This window comes from Streptomyces sp. NPDC102514, from assembly GCF_055584525.1.
On the sequence record NZ_JBVJLW010000016.1, the window covers coordinates 277369 to 295011 of the forward strand.

Genomic DNA, 17643 nt, shown 5'->3' on the forward strand with positions numbered 1-17643 from the left:
CAGGCGGACGTCGACGACGGACCCGTATCGGATAGGGACATCGTCATCGCCTTCGTTCCACCGGCAACTCGACGACTTGCTCGCAGACTTAGAAGCCAGATGGGTCGTACAGCCTCACTTAAAACGATCTTTGTTTCTTTCATTGACGACGGAAAAGAATCACCCTAGGTTCCGGGCATGCGCTCGACTCCTCGCACCGAGGCGTTCCCGGCCCACACGCCGGCCGCTGCCCAGATCTTCACCACCGTGCTGTCCCACGGCCCGCTCACCCGGTCCGACATGGCCGGCCGGGCGGGGCTGTCGGCCGCCGCCGTCACCAAGGCGGTCCGGCCCCTGATCGAGGCCGGATACCTGGTGGAGGAGGCCGGGGACGAGGCGCGCCCCGCGCTGGGGCGGCCCGCCAACTCCGTGCGGGTGGACGGCGGCCGGGCCCTGTTCATCGGTGTCAAGGTGACCGGCGACGAGATCATCGCCGTACTGACGGACCTGTGCTGCCGGATCCGGGGCGCCCGCCATGTGCCCCTGCGGGCCCGTGAACCGCAGACCGTGCTGACCGCCATCGCCGACCTCGTCCAGGAACTCCTCGCGGAGGCCGACGGGTTCGGTGTCCAGGTGCAGGGGATCGGTGTCGCCGTCTCCGGCGACGTGGACCGGGCCGCGGGCGAGGTGCGTCTGTCGCCCTTCCTGGAGTGGCGCGATCTGCCGCTCGCCGAGCTGGTGGAGATGACGACCGGGCTGCCGGTCACCGTCGACAACGACGTACGGGCCCTGACCGTCGCCGAGCAGTGGTTCGGCGCGGGCGTCGGCCTGTCCGACTTCGCCGTGGTCACGGTGGGAGCGGGCATCGGCTGCGGCCTGGTCGTGCACGGCAAGGTCGTCTCGGGGGCCCACGGCGTCGCCGGTGAGATCGGGCACGTGGTCATCGACCCCACGGGCCCGCTCTGCCACTGCGGGAACCGGGGCTGCGCCGAGGCGATCGCCGCCGACCCCGCGATCGTCGCCGCGGTACGCGACGCGACCGGCCTCCCGGTGGCCGACGCGACGCAGGCCGTCGAACTGGCCCGCCGGGGCGACCCCGGCGCCCGCGAGGTCTACGCACGGGCCGGGGACGCGATCGGCCGGGCCATCGCGACCGTGGCCAACCTCATGGGGCCCGAACGCGTGATCATCTCCGGTGAGGGCCTGGCGGCGTACGACCTGTTCGCCGAGCAGATCCGCGACGCCTTCGCGGCCTCCTCGTTCGGCACCGCCGCCCGCTGCGACCTGCTGACCCGGCCGCTGGCCTTCGACGAGTGGGCCCGCGGCGCCGCGGCCACCGCGATCCAGTCCTTCATCGGCGGCCCGCCCCACGGCACGGGATGAGCCGCCGCCCCTCTTGGCGCAGCCGTGCACGCCGTGCACGCCGTCCACCCCGACGCGGTCGCTGAGCCGCAGCACCGCACCCCCGCACAGCCCGACCCCTCACAGGAGGTTCCGACCCATGCGGTCATCCTCGAACGCCCCCACAGCCCTCGCCCGCCGTTCCCTCAGAGCCCTCCTCGTCCTGGCGCTGACCGCCGCGACGGCCGCCGCCCTCCCGTCGGCACAGGCGGCCACGCCGACCCCGACGGCCACCCCCACCGTCACCCCGGCCGCCAGTACGTCGGCCCTCGCGGCCAAGCCGTACATGGGCTGGTCGAGTTGGAGCATGCAGTCCTCGAAGTACCCGGGGCTCAACCCCGACGGCGACTACAGCTACCTCACCGAGAAGAACGTCCTCAAGCAGGCGGACGCGCTGGCCGCCAAGCTCAAGCTGTTCGGCTACGAGTACGTCAACCTCGACGCGGGCTGGTGGATGGACCAGGCCTGGAAGCCCGGCTTCGACGCGTACGGCCGCCAGAAGGCGGACCCGGGACGCTTCCCGCGCGGGATGAAGCCCGTCGCCGACCACATCCACGGCAAGGGCCTCAAAGCGGGCATCTACCTGCCCGTCGGTCTGCAGAAGGAGGCGTACGGCGAGGGCAGGGTCCCGATCTGGAACGCCGGTGACTGCACGACCGCCGATGTCGTGTACGGCGACCTGCGCACCACCAACGGCTGGGACAGCGCCTACAAGCTCGACTTCTCCGACCCCTGCGCGCAGAAGTACGTCGACTCGCAGGCGCGGCTCTTCGCCGACTGGGGCTACGACTTCCTGAAACTGGACGGCGTCGGACCCGGTTCCGGCAAGAACGGCGACCAGTACGACAACGTTGCCGACGTCGCCGCCTGGAACAAGGCCATCGCCGCCACCGGCCGGCCCATCCACCTTGAGGTGTCCTGGTCGCTGGACATAGGCCGGATCGCCGACTGGAAGAAGTACTCCAACGGCTGGCGCATCGACACCGACGTCGAGTGCTACTGCAACACCCTCGTCAGCTGGGAGAACTCGGTCGACGACCGCTGGGACGACCTCCCCGGCTGGACCCGCCACGCGGGCCCCGGCGGCTGGAACGACCTGGACTCCCTGGACGTCGGCAACGGCGAGATGGACGGCCTCACCAAGGCGGAGCGCCAGAGCTACGCGACCCTGTGGGCCATCGCCAAGTCCCCGCTGTACACCGGTGACGACCTGACCAAGCTCGACTCCTACGGCGTGTCGCTGCTCACCAACCGCGAGGTCATCGCCCTCAACCAGGGCAGCATGCCGCCCGCCCGGCCGATCACCCCGTCCGACCCGCAGCAGGTGTGGGCCGCGAAGAACGCCGACGGAAGCTACACCGTGGCCCTGTTCAACCTCGCCGACAGGCCCGCCGCCGTCTCCGCCGACTGGGCCGCCCTCGGCTTCACCGGCAAGGCCGCCGTACGGGACCTGTGGAACCGCGAGAACCTCGGCACCTACAAGGACAAGGTGACCCAGGCGCTGCCCGCGCACGGCTCCCGGCTGTTCACCGTGACCCCGCGCGGCACCGCACTCACCACGACCGGTTTCGAGGCCGAGGCCGCCGCCAACACCCTCGGCGGAAACGCCTCGTCGGCCGACTGCTCCGCCTGCTCGGGCGGCAAGAAGGTCGGCAACCTCTACGTCGGCGGCTCGCTCCGCTTCAACGACGTCGTCGTCGCCAAGGCCGGCACGTACCAGGTGAAGGTCGCCTACGTCAGCGGTGACCCGCGCTCGGTCGAGGTGTCCGCCAACGGCAACGGCTCGACCAGTCACAAGTTCCCCTCCACCGGGGACTGGGGGACCGCCGAGACCGTCAGCGTGCCCGTCTCGCTCAAGGCCGGCGTTAACACCATCACCTTCGACAGCGGCTCCGGCTACGCCCCGGACATCGACCGCATCGACGTACCGAAGTCGTCCTGATCGCCGTTCCCCCCACCTCTCTTCCCCTGGAGCCGCACCATGGACAAGAGCCGCCCCGCCGAGCCCAGCAGACGAAGACTCCTCTCCCTCGCCGCCGCGACCGGCGTCGCCACCGCCCTCGGCGGCCTGCCCGCCTTCACCGCGACCGCCGCACCGCAACGCCCCACCGACTCGGCGCCCCTGAAAGGGAATTCGCGTAACCAGTTGTGGTGGCAGGCGCCCGCCGGCGAGCACTCGATGATCGAGCAGGGCCTGCCCATCGGCAACGGCCGGCTCGGCGCCCTCGCGAGCAACGACCCCGGCCGGGAACTGCTGCTCATCACCGATGCCACGATGTGGACCGGCGGACTCAACGACACCCTCGACTCCGACGGTCAATTCCCCTACGACCGCGACAACTTCGGCTCCTTCACCCTGATGGGCCGTCTCACCGTCGACATCCCGGACCACGACCTGTCCGCCGTCTCCGGCTACCGCCGCACCCTGGACCTCGCCCAGGGCGTGATCGGCACGTCGTACGTCCGCTCCGGAGTCACCTACGAGCGGCAGGTGTTCGCCAGCCGCCCCGACGACGCGATCGTGCTGCACTTCACCCAGTCCGGCGGCGGCCGTTACACCGGCAGCGTGACCCTGGACGGGACGCACAAGGAGACCGTCCAGGGCACCTCCTTCGGCGCCGCCTTCCCGAACGGGCTGCGTTACGGGGCGGCCGTGAAGGCGTACGGGACCGGTGGCAGCGTCCGGGTGAAGGGCGCGCTGATCGAGTTCACCGGGTGCAAGGACCTCACCGTGGTGGTGAGCGGCGGCACCAACTATGCGCCCGACGCCTCCGCCCACTACCGCGATCCGTCCCTCGACCCGGAGGAACTGGCCCGCACCAAGGTCGCCACCGCGGCGGCCCACCCGGCGGACACGCTCCTGCGCACCCATGTGGCCGACCACAAGGCGCTGTTCGAGCAGCTGGACCTCTCGCTCGGCACCTCGTCGGCCGAGCAGCGCTCCCTGGACACCTGGGAGCGGATCAGGGCGCGCGCCCGCGACGACGTTCCCGATCCCGAACTGGAGGCCGCCTACCTGCAGTTCGGCCGCTATCTGATGATCTCCGGGTCCCGTGGCAGTCTGCCGCTGAACCTCCAGGGGCTGTGGCTGGACGGCAACGACCCGGACTGGATGGGCGACTACCACACCGACATCAACATCCAGATGAACTACTGGATGGCCGACCGGGCGGGCCTGTCGCAGAGCTTCGACGCACTCACCGACTACTGCCTCGCCCAGTTCCCGTCGTGGCGGAAGCTCACCCACGACCTCTTCAACGACCCGCGCAACCGCTACCGCAACTCCACCGGAAAGGTCGCCGGCTGGGCCGTCGCGTTCTCCACCAACATCCATGGCGGCAGCGGCTGGTGGTGGCATCCGGCGGGCAACGCCTGGCTGTGTGCGAGCCTGTGGGAGCACTACGAGTTCACCCGGTCGCGCTCCCATCTGACGAGGATCTACCCGCTCCTGAAGAGCGCCTGCGAGTTCTGGGAGGCGCGGCTGATCACCACGACACTCCCCGGCACCTCGAAGGAAGTGCTCGTCGACGACAGCGACTGGTCGCCCGAGCACGGCCCGCAGGACGCCAAGGGCATCACCTACGCCCAGGAACTGGTGTGGGCGCTCTTCGACAACTACCGCACGGCGGCTGAGGAGTTGAAGAAGGACACCGCCTACGCGAAGACCATCGGCGGCTTCCAGGAACGGCTGTATCTGCCGAAGGTGAGCGAGAGGACGGGCTGGCTGGAGGAGTGGATGTCGCCCGACAACCTCGGCGAGACCACCCACCGGCATCTGTCCCCGCTCATCGGACTCTTCCCCGGCGACCGCATCCGGCCCGACGACTCCACCCCGCCCGAGATCGTCAAGGGCGCGACGGCCCTGCTGACCGCGCGCGGCATGGAGAGCTTCGGCTGGGCGAACGCCTGGCGCAGCCTGTGCTGGGCCCGGCTCAAGAACGCGGAGAACGCCTATCAGCTGATCGTCAACAACCTCCGTCCCTCGACCGACGGCGGCAACGGTTCCGCGCCGAACCTCTTCGACATCTACGAGGTCGAGAAGGGGCGTGGCATCTTCCAGATCGACGCCAACTTCGGCACCCCCGCGGCGATGATCGAGATGCTCCTCTACTCCCGTCCGGGACATCTGGAACTGCTTCCCGCCCTGCCCGACGCATGGGCGAAGTCGGGTTCCGTCACGGGAGTCGGCGCCCGGGGCGGCTTCGTCGTCGACCTGCGCTGGCGCGACGGCAGACCGACCGAGGCGCGCATCCGCAGTGTCGGCGGCCGGACGACCACGGTCGCGTACGGCCGCTCGTCGCGCACGGTGACCCTGAAGCCGGGCGCCTCCGTCACGCTGCGGGACTTCACCCGATGAGGGCCGGCCCCTCCCGGGCGGCTCGGGCGGGTCGAGCGGGCCGTCTCGTGGCTCCGGTGGCGCTCCTGGTGGTCGCCGCCGCCGTCCAGGTCACCCCCGCGACCGCCGCCCCGGCAGCCCCCGCCGACCGGCACGACGTGGTCACCTGGGGCGCGAGCGCGGACCGGGTGGGAGACGCGGTCGCCGACCACAGCTACCGCATGGTCGTGCGCACCAGCGTGGCCGGGGACAACCTGCGCGTCCGGCTCTCCAACGCCCTCGGGGACCGGCCGCTGACCTTCGACAGCGCCTACGCGGGTCTTCGCCGGACGGGTGCGGAACTGGTCCCGGGCACCAACGAACGGCTGACCTTCGGCGGCGCGAGCTCCGTCACCGTCCCGGCGGGGGCCACCGCGTACAGCGACCCGCTGCCCGGCGGACTGCCCGCCGCGGCCGACCTGGTCGTCAGCGTGCACACGCGGACCGGGGGCGGCCCGGCGACCGGTCACGGCATGGCCATGCAGACGTCGTACGCCGCCACCGGCGACCACACCGGGGAGGACGGGGCGGCCAACTGGACCGAACGCACCGGCTCCTGGTTCTACCTCGACGCGGTCACCGTACGCACGAGCGCCGCCGTCGGCGCGGTCGTCGCGCTCGGGGACTCCATTACGGACGGCTGGCAGTCCAGCGGCGACCTGAACCGCCGCTGGCCCGACTATCTCGCCCGGCGCCTGGGAGCAACGAACAGCCCGGTCAGGGGAGTTGCCAACGAAGGGATCTCCGGGAACAAGGTCCTGGCCGACGGCGCCGGACAGAGCGCGCTCAACCGGCTGGACCGTGACGTCCTGTCCCACCCGGGCGTCCGTACGGTGTTCCTCTTCGAGGGGGTCAACGACATCAAGGCGCACACCGGAGTCACGGGCGCCGACATGATCGCGGGTTACCGCGAGATCATCGCCCGCGCCCATCAGGCGGGGAAATGTGTCGTCGGCGCCACCGTCGCACCCTTCAAGGGCTGGTCCGAATGGGACACGGCCGCCGAGTCCGTACGGCAGGAGGTCAACCAGTTCATCAGGAGCAGCGGGGAGTTCGACGCCGTCACCGACTTCGACCGCATCCTCCGCAGCCCCTACGACCACGAGCGCATCATGCCGGTCTTCGACGGCGGCGACCGGCTGCATCCCAACGACAAGGGCATGCAGGCGATGGCCGACTCGGTCGACCTCGACAGTCTGCGCTGCGACCGGACGTCCACGGTGGACGTCCCTTGATGTGAACATCGGCCGGTGCCGTGAACTCGACTTGGTTCAGGCCAAGTTGACCAAGTCGAGTCCGGGCCGTGGACACCGCTGGGGCGGGAGTTCAGGATGTGCCTCACATGGTTTTCACATGGAGAGGAGTCGTTCACATGGATAGACGTCAGTTGTTGGCCGGCGGTGCCGCTCTCTCGGCCTCCGCCGCTCTGCTCCCCACGTCCGCGTCCGCCGCCGAAGCTCCCGCGCCCCCCACCCCGCACCTCGCACCGACCCTCGCACCGGCCCTCCCGTCCAGAGCCGCGATCACCCGGGACCTGCGCCGGGTCGCCGACCACTGGATCGGCGCCCACACGGACCCCGGCGACAACGGCTGGGCCAACGCCACGTTCTTCAGCGGGCTGCTCGCCCTGCACCGGCTGACGGGCAGCGCCCGCTACCTCGCGTACGCACGCGGCTGGGCCGAGAAGCACGCGTACGGGCTGCGCAGCGGGGTGACGACCCGGCACGCCGACAACCACAACGCCGGACAGGCCTACCTCGACCTCTACGAGATCGAGCCGGAGGCGCAGAAACTCGCCGCGATCGAGGAGTCCCTGCACCGCATGGTGTACACGGACCAGCCGGCGAAGAACGACGACTGGTGGTGGGACGACGCCCTGCACATGGCCATGCCGCCGTTCGCCCGCATCGGTGTCCTGCGCAAGGACCCCCAGTACTGGGAGAAGGTGTACGCCCTCCACCACCACACGAAGCGCATCGAGGGAGGCCCCGGCCTGCACGACACCGCCACCGGCCTCTGGTACCGCGACAAGCGGTTCCTGCCCGGCGGCATCCTGTCCCCGTCCGGCAGACCCGTGGTCTGGTCGCGCGGCAACGGCTGGGTGGCCGGCGGACACGTCAAGACCCTCAAGGCCCTGCCGGGCAGCGAGCGGCACACCGGCGAGTACCGGGAGACCCTGACGAAGCTGGTCACCGCCCTGGCCGGCGTGCAGCGCACCGACGGGTTCTGGAACGTCAACCTCGCCGACGCCGCGCATCTGCCGGGCCCCGAGACGAGCGGCACGTCCTTCTTCGTCTACGGCACGGCCTACGCGATCCGCTCCCGCCTCGTGGACCGGACCGCGTTCCTGCCGGTGGCGGCCCGCGCCTGGCAGGGCCTGATCACGACGGCCGTCCACCCCGACGGATTCCTCGGTTACGTCCAGAACGTGGGCGACCGCCCGGAGTCCAGCCAGCCCGTCACCTACGACACCACGGCGGACTTCGGTGTGGGCGCGTTCCTGCTGGCCGGGACCGAACTCGCCCTCCTGGCAGGCTGACGGGAACCGTCCGGCCGGCCCTGGGTAGCGTGGGCACCTCGACCGACGCTACGGAGGCCATCACATGACCCGCCCGATCACCGTGGGAGCAGACGGTACCGCCGAATCCCTGGCCGCCGTGCACTGGGCGGCCAGGGAAGCGGTACGCCGGGACCTTCCGCTGCGCATCGTGCACGCCCGGCCGAAGACCGACAGCGACGAGCGGACGGCGGACACCCAGGAGGCGGACGCCCTTGAGGCGCTGACGCGGACCGCGGCCGACGTCACCGCGCAGCACCCCGGGCTGACGGTGACCACCGACCTCGTCGACGGCGTCCCGGTCCAGGCGCTCCTCGTCGCCGCCGCCGAGGCCGAGACGCTGGTGCTCGGCTCACGCGGCCACGGGGCGATCGTCGGCTTCCTGCTCGGCTCCGTCGGCCAGCAGGTCATCGCCGAGTCGACCCGGCCCGTCGTCCTCGTACGCGCCAGCGACCGGCCCGAGTCGGAGGCGGCCGGCCGCGAGATCGTCGTCGGCCAGCAGGGAGGTCCCGACGACAGCGCCGCCGCGCTGGGCCTCGCCTTCGAGGCGGCGGCGACACGCGGCGCCGACCTGCGCGTCGTGCGTGCCTGGGCGCTGCCCACCGTCTTCACCTACAGCCCCGCCTCGCTGGCACTCGCCGACGAGGCCGGCGGTCTGGAGCAGTACGAGAAGAAGGCCCTCGCGGAAGCGCTGGGGCCGTGGCTGGAACGCTTCCCCGACGTGAAGGTGACCCAGCACGTCGAGATGGGCAGCGCGGGCGAGGTGCTGCTCTCCGCGGCGGCCCGGGCCCAGCTGACGGTGGTCGGCCGGCGGGCGCACCGCTCGGCCGTGGGCTCACGGATCGGTTCGGTGGCCCACGCGGTCGTCCATCACGCGCCCTCCCCGGTGGCGGTCGTCCCGCCGGCCTGAGCGTCCGCCCCGCCGCCCGCCGAGGGTGACAGCGTGTCCCGCATCCCGGGCAGGATGTTCGTGACGTAGTCCCGGACGACCGTGTCCAGGTCGATGTCGTGCTGCGAGCGCTCGGACAGGTACCAGCGGTGTTCGAGCAGCTCGTGGTACAGCTCGGCGGGATCCATGGAACCGCGCAGATCCAGCGGTATGGCCCGCACGGTGGGCCGGAACACGTCCCGGACCCACCGGTGGGCCAGCACCTCGGGCCGGGCGGCCAGGGGGTCGCCCGGCGCGTAGTCGTCCTGGGTGGCCATCCAGCTCTCCAGGTCGTTCAGCAGCCGCCGGGCCTGGTTCTCCTCGGTGTCGAGGCCGGTCAGCCGCAGCAGCTGGCGCTGATGATGACCGGCGTCGACGACCTTCGGCACGAACGTCACGGTGTCGCCGTTCGAGGAGTGCGCGATCTGCATCTCCGCGACGTCGAAGCCGAGTTCGTTCAGGCGCCGGATCCGGCGGTCGATGTAGTGGTGCTTGCCCGCCGGGTACACGGACGTGCGGGTCAGCTCCTGCCACAGCCCGTCGTAGCGCTTGCAGATCTCCATGCCGAACTCGATCGGGTCCACCGACGGGTGCAGCGCCCCCGAGGCCTCCAGGTCCAGCAGCTCTCCGCTGATGTTGACACGAGCCAGATCGAGGTCGTACTCCCGCTGCCCCGGGCTCAGTTGCGGATGCACCTCGCCCGTCTCGGCGTCGACGAGATACGCGGCGTACGCCCCCGCGTCCCGCCGGAACAGCGTGTTGGACAGCGAGCAGTCCCCCCAGGCGAACCCCGCCAGATGCAGCCGGACCAGCAGGACGGCCAGCGCGTCCATGAGGCGGTGCATGGTGGCGGGCCGCATGGTCGTCTCGAACATCGACCGGTAGGGCATCGAGCCGCCCAGATGCCGGGTGATGAGGACGGACTCCAGCGGATCGCCGGCCTTGTCGCTCCGGCCGGTGACCACGGCCAGGGGGTCCACCGAGGGGATGTTGAGCCGGTCGAGGCCGCGCAGCAGCTCGTACTCGCGCAGCGCGGGCCGTTCGGCCAGCTCCTTCACCGCCACGACCTCCGTGCCGGCGCGCGCGTACCGCACCACGTGCCGCGAGATGCCCCGCGGCAGCGGCACCAGATGGTGCTCGGGCCACTCCTCCAGAGGGATGTCCCACGGCAGGTCGAGCAGGAGCGCGGGATGCTCCGGGTTGGTGGCGCTGATCTGCAATGCCATCGCTCGCTCGCCCTGCCTCACGGTCGGTCGTCATGTCGCAGGAGCATCTCCGCACCTGGACGGCCCCTTCGTCAACACGACAGTCCGATTTGTCAGCAGGTGGGAGGGGCCCGGCCGTCCCGCACCCGGGGCCGGAAGAGACCGGACGGCGCAGGGTGCGGGACGTGATGTGCAGCACGTCGGGAGGGTGCCCGGGACACCTGGGGCGAGGGTTCTGGCTGCGCACGGCTTGATCAGTGATCAAGTGGGGCGAAATCCCTGGCCAACGCCCATTCTGCTCATTTGACACCCCGTCGCCCGCCCAGATAGGAAGCAGCCCTCTGGGGTCGAGAGGTGGAACGTGTACGAGCCGAATGTGGTCGGGGACTGGCAGGAGTACGACGACGGGCATGCCGGCCTGCGCGTTCGCGTCCACGGTCTGGAGAAGGCCGAGCCGCCGCGGGGACGGGACGACGCGGCCGAGGGCCAGGTCTACTTCCGGTTCCGGGTGACCGTCGAGAACCGTACGACCGTGCACTTCGGCATCCATCTGGAGGACGGCCAACTCGACGTCCGCGTCGGGGCCGACGGCGAGAGCGCGTTCCTCGACTGGCGCAACTCCCAGTTCATCGAGGGTTTCGACGTCTACCCGCTGCGCCGGGTCACCTCCGTCCTGTACGCCGCCGCGCCGGAGAGCTGCCTGTCACTGGTCGACATCCAGGTCCAGTTGAAGGTCGACGACGAGTGGACGGAGCGGTACCTGTGGTCGGGCGGCATCGGCCCGCAGGAGCCGTCCGTGGGAGTGGGCGCCCGCGCCGACTCCGCGCAGGACAGCCTCGCCGCGCAGGTGATCAGTTACCTGGAGCGGGAAGCGGGGTCCGGTCCGGCCGCCTGAGCCGTGCGACCGGTCCCGGCTCGCGTTCGTTCAAGCGGTCGGGCCGCCGTCCAGGGCCTCGGCGGCCTCCGCGGAGACGGCCCCGGCGACGGCGGCCAGCGCCGGGAAGTCGAGCTTCCACTGCTGCCAGAACAGGGGAACGTCGATCTGCCGGTCCGGCGCGAGCCGCACGAGCCGCCCCGCGCCGAGCAGCGGCGCCGCCTGCACCTCGGGGACCATGCCCCAGCCCATCCCGGCGGCGACGGCCTCGACGAAGCCCTCGGAGGTCGGCACGAGATGCCGCACCGCGCTCGCACTCCGGGGGCCGTGGGCGCCGCGTACGAGCGTGCGGACGAAGGCGTCCTGGATGTCGTCCCGCCGGTCGAAGGTCACCACGGGCGCGACGGTGAACGCGTCCCGCAGTGAGGTGCCCGGCCGGTCCTCGAACCACCGCGCGGCGAAGGCGGGGCCCGCCACCGGGACGTACCGCATGCGGCCCAGGCTGCGGACCGAACAGCCCGTCACCGCGTCCGGGGACGAGGTGACGGCAGCCATCACCAGGCCCTCCCTCAGTAGCGCGGCCGTGTGGTCCTGGTCCTCGCGGCGCAGCTCGTAGCAGACGGGGAGGTCCTCGGACACGCGCGAGAGGGCGGGCAGGAACCAGGTCGCCAGCGAGTCGGCGTTCACCGCGATCGACAGCCGGGCCGGTTCCTCGGTGCCGGACATGCCCAGTTCGGCCCGCGTGTCGCGCTCCAGCCGGGCCAGTTGCCGCGCGAAGCGCACGACGGCCTCACCGGACTCGGTCGGCCGGACCGGCTTCGTACGCATCAACAGCACACGCCCCGTGCGCTGTTCGAGGGCCTTGACCCGCTGGCTCACCGCGGACGGCGTCACATGGAGCACGGCCGCCGCGGCGTCGAAGGTCCCCTCGTCCACCACCGTCAGCAGGGTCCGTACCTGGTCCAGGGGAAGGTCTGTCATCACGAACGCTAAGGATACGTAAGAATCTTTAGCTGTACTTCTCCACGGTCGGCTTCCTAGCGTGGAGGGTGTGAACAGCGCTCTGACCGCCACGGCCGCCGGGTTCGGCACCGGCCTCTCCCTGATCGTCGCCATCGGCGCCCAGAACGCCTTCGTCCTGCGCCAGGGCGTCCGCAGGGACGCGGTACTCGCCGTGGTGGCCATCTGCGCCCTCTCCGACGCGGCCCTCATCACGCTGGGCGTCGGCGGTGTCGGCGCGGTGGTGGTGGCCTGGCCCTCGGTGCTGACCGCGGTCGGGCTGATCGGCGGCCTCTTCCTGATCGGATACGGCTGCCTCGCCGCACGCCGGGTCCTGAAACCGTCCGCGCTGACCCTGGAGGCGGGATCGGCGGGAGTGTCCGGGGCGGCCGTTGTGGGGGGAGCGGGAGGCTCGCGCCGCCGGGCCGTGCTCACCTGCCTGGCGATGACCTGGCTGAACCCGCACGTCTACCTGGACACCGTGTTCCTGCTCGGCTCCATCGCGGCCGACCGCGGGCCCTGGCGCTGGACCTTCGGCCTCGGCGCGGTGATCGCCAGCCTGGTCTGGTTCGCGGCCCTGGGCTTCGGCGCCCGGCTGCTCAGCCCCCTCCTGGCCCGCCCGTCGGCATGGCGGGTACTGGACGCTCTGATCGCCGCGACAATGATCGTGCTCGGTGCCACCCTGATCGCCGGGGTGTGAGAGGACCGGCCGCCGCGAACCGCCGCCGGGCGCCCCTCGCACGCACGTCACCCCGACCACTCCGACTGCTCCGGCCACCTCGGTCGCCCCGGTGCACGACGGCGACGGCCAGCAGACCGAGTCCGAGCCCCGCCGCCGTCTGCGCCCCGAAGGGTTCGCCGAACATCAGCGCGCCCCACACGGCCGTGACGGGGGCCATCAGGAACATGAGCGTGTTGACCTCGGTCACCCCGGAGCGCCTGAGGATCAGCCAGTACAGCCCGTACCCGCCGAACGTGGAGAGCGTCACCAGCCACACCACCGCGGTCCAGAAGGAACCGTCCGCCGGGGGCGTCAGACCCCCGCCGACGGCGGCGAGCGCCGTGAACACGACGGCACTGGTGACGGCGTGCACCGTCATCGACACCATCGGACCGACGTCCGCGCGGGACCTCCGGTCCAGGAACGTCGCCGCGACCAGGCTGAGCATGCCGAGGAACGGCACGAGGTACGCCCACCACGCGACGCCCGTCGTGGCGCCCGCGTCGGCCGTGGTGACGACGGCGACCCCGGCCACGCCCAGCCCGAGACCGAGCCACTGCGTACGCGACACCGCCACGCCCAGCAGCGGCCCGGCCAGCGCTCCGGCCACCAGCGGCTGCGTACCGTCGATGAGGGCCGTCGTCCCGCTGGAGACGCCCAGCTCTATCGCGTAGTAGACGGTCAGCAGATAGCCGCTCTGCGAGAGCAGTCCGACGCCGGCCTGCCGGAGCAGGTCACGGGGTGCGAGGCCGCGCCAGGAGGACCGGGCGGTGGTCAGCGCGACGACACCGAGGACGAGGGCCAGCGGCAGGAAGCGCCACATGAGGAGCGTGACCGTCGAGGCGCTGCCCGACCCGAGTTTGGCCCCGATGAACCCGGAGCTCCAGGCCCCCACGAACGCGATCGACAGAAGGATGTTCACGGCACCGCACACCTCCAGGAGTAGACAGATCTGTATACCTACGTCGGCCGAGTATACAGATCGGTCTACAATGGGTGGATGAACAGCACGGACGCGCCCCGCCGAGTACCGCTGACCCCTGCCGCCCGCCGTGCCCTGGCCGCGGCCGGGCGACTGTTCTACGAGCGGGGGATCCATGCCGTCGGCGTCGATCTGATCGCCGCCGAGGCCGGTGTCACGAAGAAGACGCTCTACGACCGGTTCGGCTCGAAGGAGCAGCTCGTCGTCGAGTACCTCGCTGACCGCGACGAGCGCTGGCGCGTGTATCTCGCCGCCCGCCTCGACGCCTGCGCATCGCCCCGGGACGGCGTCCTGACCGTCTTCGACGTGTCCCGCGAGTGGATGGACGCGAACAGCCCCCGGGGCTGCAGCATGGTCAACGCGCATGCGGAGATCGACGACCCGTCCCACCCGGCGTACGCGATCATCACCGGCCAGAAGCAGTGGATGCTCACCCTGTTCACCGATCTCGTACGCCCGCTCGCGCCCGACGCGGCCGAATCCCTGGGCCAAAGCCTGATGCTGCTCCACGAGGGCGCGCTCGTCGCCTTCGGCCTGCGCATCTTCCCCGGCGCCCTGGAGCACGCCCGCGAGCAGGCGGCGGCCCTCCTGACCCGTTGACCTGACACCTGCCGATTTGTCGTCCCGTCGGCCTGTCCACGGACCGACCCACCGCGCGAAGATCGCTCCGCATCGGCGATAGTGAACCTCTGATCGAAAGATGTATCTAACAATCAGAGCGGGCAGAGCCGTCAGGACGGGTGTGGACACCAGCAGGAGCAGTGCGGACGACAGCGCGGAACCGCGGACCGGGACCGAAGGGCCGTCGCGCCCCGCGGACCCGGGGAACGGGCCGCGGAACGGGTGGCGCCGCTGGGCCATGGACACCCGGCCGCTGCGCCGCCCCGCCTACCGCCGCCTGTGGTCCTCGACCATCGTCACCGCCGTGGGCAGCCAGCTCACCGCCGTCGCCGTACCCAAGCAGATCTACGACATCACCGGGTCCTCGGCCTGGGTCGGCTACGCGAGCTTCGCGGGACTGCTTCCCCTCGTCGTCTTCGCGCTCTGGGGCGGCGCGATCGCGGACACCGTGGACCGTCGCAAGCTCCTCCTCGTCACCAACACCGGCATAGCCGTCACCTCGCTGCTCTTCTGGATCCAGGCCGTCACCGGACTCGGCTCGGTGGCCGTCCTGATGGTGCTGCTCGCCGTCCAGCAGGCGTTCTTCGGCCTCAACTCCCCGGCCCGCCAGGCCTCCATCGCCCGGCTCGTACCGAAGGAGGAACTGGCCGCGGCCAACGCGCTCGGCTCGACCGTCATGCAGACCGGCCTGGTCGCGGGACCGCTGCTGGCCGGAGCGCTCATACCCGTCGTGGGCCTCGCCGAGCTCTATCTGATCGACGCCGTGGCCCTGTGCGCCACGGTGTGGGCCGTCTACCGGCTGCCCGCGCTGCCGCCCCTGGCCACCGCCACCGCGGCGGCCGGCCGAGCGGGCCTGAAGGGCATCGCGGAGGGCTTCCGCTACATCTCGCTCAACCAGGTGCTGCTGCTGTCCTTCCTCGCCGACATCATCGCGATGGTCTTCGGCATGCCCCGCGCGCTCTTCCCCCAGCTCGCCTCGCAGACGTACGCGCCGTACGGCGAGGGCCTGGCCCTCGGACTGCTCTTCGCGGCGATCCCCATCGGCGCGGTGCTCGGCGGACTCATGTCGGGCACCTTCTCGCGGGCACGCCGGCACGGCCTCATGGTCATCGCCGCGGTGGTCGCCTGGGGCGTGGCCATCACCGGGTTCGGGCTCAGCGCCAACCTCTGGGTGGCCGTGGCGTTCCTCGCCGCCGCCGGAGTCGCCGACATGGTCTCCATGGTCTTCCGCGGCGCGATCCTCCTCTCGGCCGTCACCGACGAACTCCGGGGCCGCATGCAGGGCGTCTTCACGGTCGTCGTCGCGGGCGGCCCGCGCCTGGCCGACGTGCTGCACGGCACGGCCGGATCGGCGCTGGGCGCCCGGACGGCGGTCGCGGGCGGCGGCCTGCTGGTCGTCGTCTCCATGCTGATCCTCGCGGCGACCATGCCCGCGCTGCGCCGCTACAGCGCGAGCACCTGAGCCACCGCCCACGAATTACGTCGCTTCAGCGCGTGCGGCGAACTAGCCTCGCCGTTCATGAACACCTTGCGGACGATCCATGACGTGCCCGTCTTCCTGTGCGCTGCCGAAGGCGAGCCCATCGGCAGCGAACGGGACGCCCTGGACGTCATCGGCGAGGCCTCCTACCAGGGCGCGCGGTGGGCCGTCGTCCCCGCCGGGCGCCTGGACGAGACGTTCTTCAGACTCAGCACGCGCGTTGCCGGGGACATCGTCCAGAAGTTCGCGAACTACCGCCTCGGGCTCGTGGTCCTCGGAGACATCTCCCGCCATACGGCCGACAGTTCCGCGCTGCGCGACTTCGTACGGGAGTGCAACCGCGGACGGCAGACGTGGTTCGTCGCCGACGCGGAGGAGCTGGACGAGCGGTTGAAGGGCTGAGGGCTGACGGCTGAAGCTCAGCCCTGGACGCTCGCCGCGGCCTGCGCGATGAGTTCCTGGAGGTAGAGGCCGCGCCGGGCGTCCAGCTCGCCGGACACCCCCGTGCGTACCGCCGTGGCGAAGGCCTGGCGCAGTACGGGCCAGCACTCGTCGTGGTCGAGGTCCGCGCTGTCGTATACGAGTCCGGGACGGGGGCCGAAGAGCTCGACCCGCATGATGCCGGGCTCCACGTCGACCGACCCGGACAGCGAGGCCTGACTGACCGCACCGCTCTCGTGCTCGCAGGTCAGCTCGATCCACCGGCGGGGGTCCCCGGTGCCGCGGACCCGCACGACGGGACCGACAGCGGCGTCCAGGAGGTCCAGGATGTGGGGCCCGATGTCCAGCAGCGCGCCGTGCTCAAGACGCCAGGGGGTCGCGAAGTCGCCGCCGAGGAAGGCGCCGCTCAGACCGGCCGACCGGGCGCCCGACACCTCGATGTCCCGCGCCGCCCGCAGGAACTCCTGTGCGGCCGGGTGGTAGCGGTTGGTGAGCACGACCTGGGAGACGACCCCGGCCTCCTCGATCGCGTCGACGAGCCGCCGCGCGGAGGGTACGTCCAGGCCGATCGGCTTCTCCAGCAGCACGGCCTTGCCCGCCTTCGCCGCACGCCCGGCGAGGTCCGCCTGGATGTCCGGCGGCACCGCGAAGGCCACCGCCTCGCACCGGTCGAGCAGCTCCTCGAAACGCGCCACCGCGACGGCTCCGTACGGCTCGGCGGTCTCCTGCGCGGCCTCGGGGCGCCGCGCCCACACCGCCGTCAGTTCCGTCTCGGGTCCGGCGGCGAGCACGGGCGCGTGCACTCCGCGGGCCCACGGGCCGGCGCCGACGAGGCCGACCTTGACGGGGGAGTGGGGCCAGGGGGAGGCGTTGTCGGCCACGGGAGTCCAATCTGCGCGGGATCATTGCCGGAAGCGGCGACCGTAGCAACGAACGGACTCCGCGGCCCCGGTGGGGGCTGGTCGCGCAGTTCCCCGCGCCCCTAACTGACCATTGCAGAATGAGCTTGGCTGTGGGCTTGGTTGTGGGCTGAGCCAACGGCAGACTTCTGCGGGTGCCGGATGATCTTGTGCCTGATGA

At 71.1% G+C, this 17643-nt stretch carries 15 protein-coding genes; 11 read left to right on the forward strand and 4 right to left on the reverse strand.

Annotated features, from left to right (window positions below; all coding sequences use genetic code 11):
• The first annotated feature begins 177 nt into the window (after positions 1 to 177).
• From ACZ60E_RS34915 to ACZ60E_RS34940, 6 genes are all read left to right on the forward strand, one after another.
• The gene (locus ACZ60E_RS34915; RefSeq protein WP_469445719.1) at positions 178 to 1362 is read left to right on the forward strand and encodes an ROK family protein; all 1185 of its coding nucleotides are present in this window, start codon (positions 178 to 180) and stop codon (positions 1360 to 1362) included.
• Positions 1363 to 1480: 118 nt separating this feature from the next.
• Positions 1481 to 3322, forward strand: a complete 1842-nt coding sequence (locus tag ACZ60E_RS34920; RefSeq protein WP_469445723.1) for an alpha-galactosidase D — start codon at positions 1481 to 1483, stop codon at positions 3320 to 3322.
• Between the two features lie 39 nt (positions 3323 to 3361).
• Positions 3362 to 5737, forward strand: coding sequence for a glycosyl hydrolase family 95 catalytic domain-containing protein (locus ACZ60E_RS34925; RefSeq protein WP_469445728.1), 2376 nt, complete (start codon positions 3362 to 3364; stop codon positions 5735 to 5737).
• Positions 5734 to 6990 (forward strand): SGNH/GDSL hydrolase family protein, encoded by a 1257-nt coding sequence (locus ACZ60E_RS34930; protein WP_469445732.1) that lies wholly within the window; start codon positions 5734 to 5736, stop codon positions 6988 to 6990. The genes ACZ60E_RS34925 and ACZ60E_RS34930 overlap by 4 nt, the downstream gene beginning before the upstream one ends.
• 137 nt (positions 6991 to 7127) lie before the next feature.
• Positions 7128 to 8294 carry a glycoside hydrolase family 88/105 protein gene (locus tag ACZ60E_RS34935; RefSeq protein ID WP_469445736.1) on the forward strand — a complete coding sequence of 389 codons (1167 nt, stop codon included), beginning with the start codon at positions 7128 to 7130 and terminating at the stop codon, positions 8292 to 8294.
• Between the two features lie 64 nt (positions 8295 to 8358).
• Complete coding sequence (locus ACZ60E_RS34940; protein WP_469445740.1) at positions 8359 to 9222, forward strand: universal stress protein; 864 nt, start codon at positions 8359 to 8361, stop codon at positions 9220 to 9222.
• Here ACZ60E_RS34940 and ACZ60E_RS34945 read toward each other — a convergent pair.
• Positions 9183 to 10466, reverse strand: a complete 1284-nt coding sequence (locus ACZ60E_RS34945; protein ID WP_469445743.1) for a DUF4032 domain-containing protein — start codon at positions 10464 to 10466, stop codon at positions 9183 to 9185. The genes ACZ60E_RS34940 and ACZ60E_RS34945 overlap by 40 nt on opposite strands.
• 340 nt (positions 10467 to 10806) lie before the next feature.
• Between ACZ60E_RS34945 and ACZ60E_RS34950 the strand changes: the two genes are divergently transcribed.
• Positions 10807 to 11340 carry a hypothetical protein gene (locus tag ACZ60E_RS34950; RefSeq protein ID WP_469445747.1) on the forward strand — a complete coding sequence of 178 codons (534 nt, stop codon included), beginning with the start codon at positions 10807 to 10809 and terminating at the stop codon, positions 11338 to 11340.
• 30 nt (positions 11341 to 11370) lie between these two features.
• On the opposite strand, the gene ACZ60E_RS34955 is transcribed toward ACZ60E_RS34950, so the two are convergent.
• On the reverse strand, positions 11371 to 12300 hold the full coding sequence (locus tag ACZ60E_RS34955; RefSeq protein ID WP_469445748.1) for a LysR family transcriptional regulator ArgP: 930 nt from the start codon (positions 12298 to 12300) through the stop codon (positions 11371 to 11373).
• Between the two features lie 70 nt (positions 12301 to 12370).
• Between ACZ60E_RS34955 and ACZ60E_RS34960 the strand changes: the two genes are divergently transcribed.
• Positions 12371 to 13018, forward strand: coding sequence for a LysE/ArgO family amino acid transporter (locus tag ACZ60E_RS34960; protein WP_469445750.1), 648 nt, complete (start codon positions 12371 to 12373; stop codon positions 13016 to 13018).
• Here the strand turns inward: ACZ60E_RS34960 and ACZ60E_RS34965 are convergent.
• On the reverse strand, positions 12918 to 13961 hold the full coding sequence (locus ACZ60E_RS34965; RefSeq protein WP_469445752.1) for a DMT family transporter: 1044 nt from the start codon (positions 13959 to 13961) through the stop codon (positions 12918 to 12920). The genes ACZ60E_RS34960 and ACZ60E_RS34965 overlap by 101 nt on opposite strands.
• 78 nt (positions 13962 to 14039) lie before the next feature.
• Here ACZ60E_RS34965 and ACZ60E_RS34970 point away from each other — a divergent pair, with 78 nt between their 5' ends.
• From ACZ60E_RS34970 to ACZ60E_RS34980, 3 genes are all read left to right on the forward strand, one after another.
• On the forward strand, positions 14040 to 14621 hold the full coding sequence (locus tag ACZ60E_RS34970) for a TetR/AcrR family transcriptional regulator (protein ID WP_469445756.1): 582 nt from the start codon (positions 14040 to 14042) through the stop codon (positions 14619 to 14621).
• Positions 14622 to 14763: 142 nt separating this feature from the next.
• Positions 14764 to 16104: an MFS transporter gene (locus ACZ60E_RS34975; protein ID WP_469445760.1), complete on the forward strand. Its 1341-nt coding sequence runs from the start codon at positions 14764 to 14766 to the stop codon at positions 16102 to 16104.
• A 57-nt stretch (positions 16105 to 16161) separates the two neighbouring features.
• On the forward strand, positions 16162 to 16524 hold the full coding sequence (locus ACZ60E_RS34980; RefSeq protein WP_469445763.1) for a DUF4180 domain-containing protein: 363 nt from the start codon (positions 16162 to 16164) through the stop codon (positions 16522 to 16524).
• 17 nt (positions 16525 to 16541) lie between these two features.
• Here the strand turns inward: ACZ60E_RS34980 and ACZ60E_RS34985 are convergent, their stop codons facing one another.
• A complete protein-coding gene (locus ACZ60E_RS34985; RefSeq protein WP_384814324.1) occupies positions 16542 to 17444 on the reverse strand; it encodes a Gfo/Idh/MocA family protein in 903 nt (300 codons plus the stop codon).
• Positions 17445 to 17643: the final 199 nt, after the last annotated feature.

Excerpts from the sequence above, each read along its gene's own strand:
- ACZ60E_RS34915 (WP_469445719.1), top strand. The coding sequence starts at position 178 with ATGCGCTCGACTCCTCGCACCGAGGCGTTCCCGGCCCACACGCCGGCC.
- ACZ60E_RS34920 (WP_469445723.1), top strand. The coding sequence starts at position 1,481 with ATGCGGTCATCCTCGAACGCCCCCACAGCCCTCGCCCGCCGTTCCCTC.
- ACZ60E_RS34925 (WP_469445728.1), top strand. The coding sequence starts at position 3,362 with ATGGACAAGAGCCGCCCCGCCGAGCCCAGCAGACGAAGACTCCTCTCC.
- ACZ60E_RS34930 (WP_469445732.1), top strand. The coding sequence starts at position 5,734 with ATGAGGGCCGGCCCCTCCCGGGCGGCTCGGGCGGGTCGAGCGGGCCGT.
- ACZ60E_RS34935 (WP_469445736.1), top strand. The coding sequence starts at position 7,128 with ATGGATAGACGTCAGTTGTTGGCCGGCGGTGCCGCTCTCTCGGCCTCC.
- ACZ60E_RS34940 (WP_469445740.1), top strand. The coding sequence starts at position 8,359 with ATGACCCGCCCGATCACCGTGGGAGCAGACGGTACCGCCGAATCCCTG.
- ACZ60E_RS34945 (WP_469445743.1), bottom strand. The coding sequence starts at position 10,466 with ATGGCATTGCAGATCAGCGCCACCAACCCGGAGCATCCCGCGCTCCTG.
- ACZ60E_RS34955 (WP_469445748.1), bottom strand. The coding sequence starts at position 12,300 with ATGACAGACCTTCCCCTGGACCAGGTACGGACCCTGCTGACGGTGGTG.
- ACZ60E_RS34970 (WP_469445756.1), top strand. The coding sequence starts at position 14,040 with ATGAACAGCACGGACGCGCCCCGCCGAGTACCGCTGACCCCTGCCGCC.
- ACZ60E_RS34980 (WP_469445763.1), top strand. The coding sequence starts at position 16,162 with ATGAACACCTTGCGGACGATCCATGACGTGCCCGTCTTCCTGTGCGCT.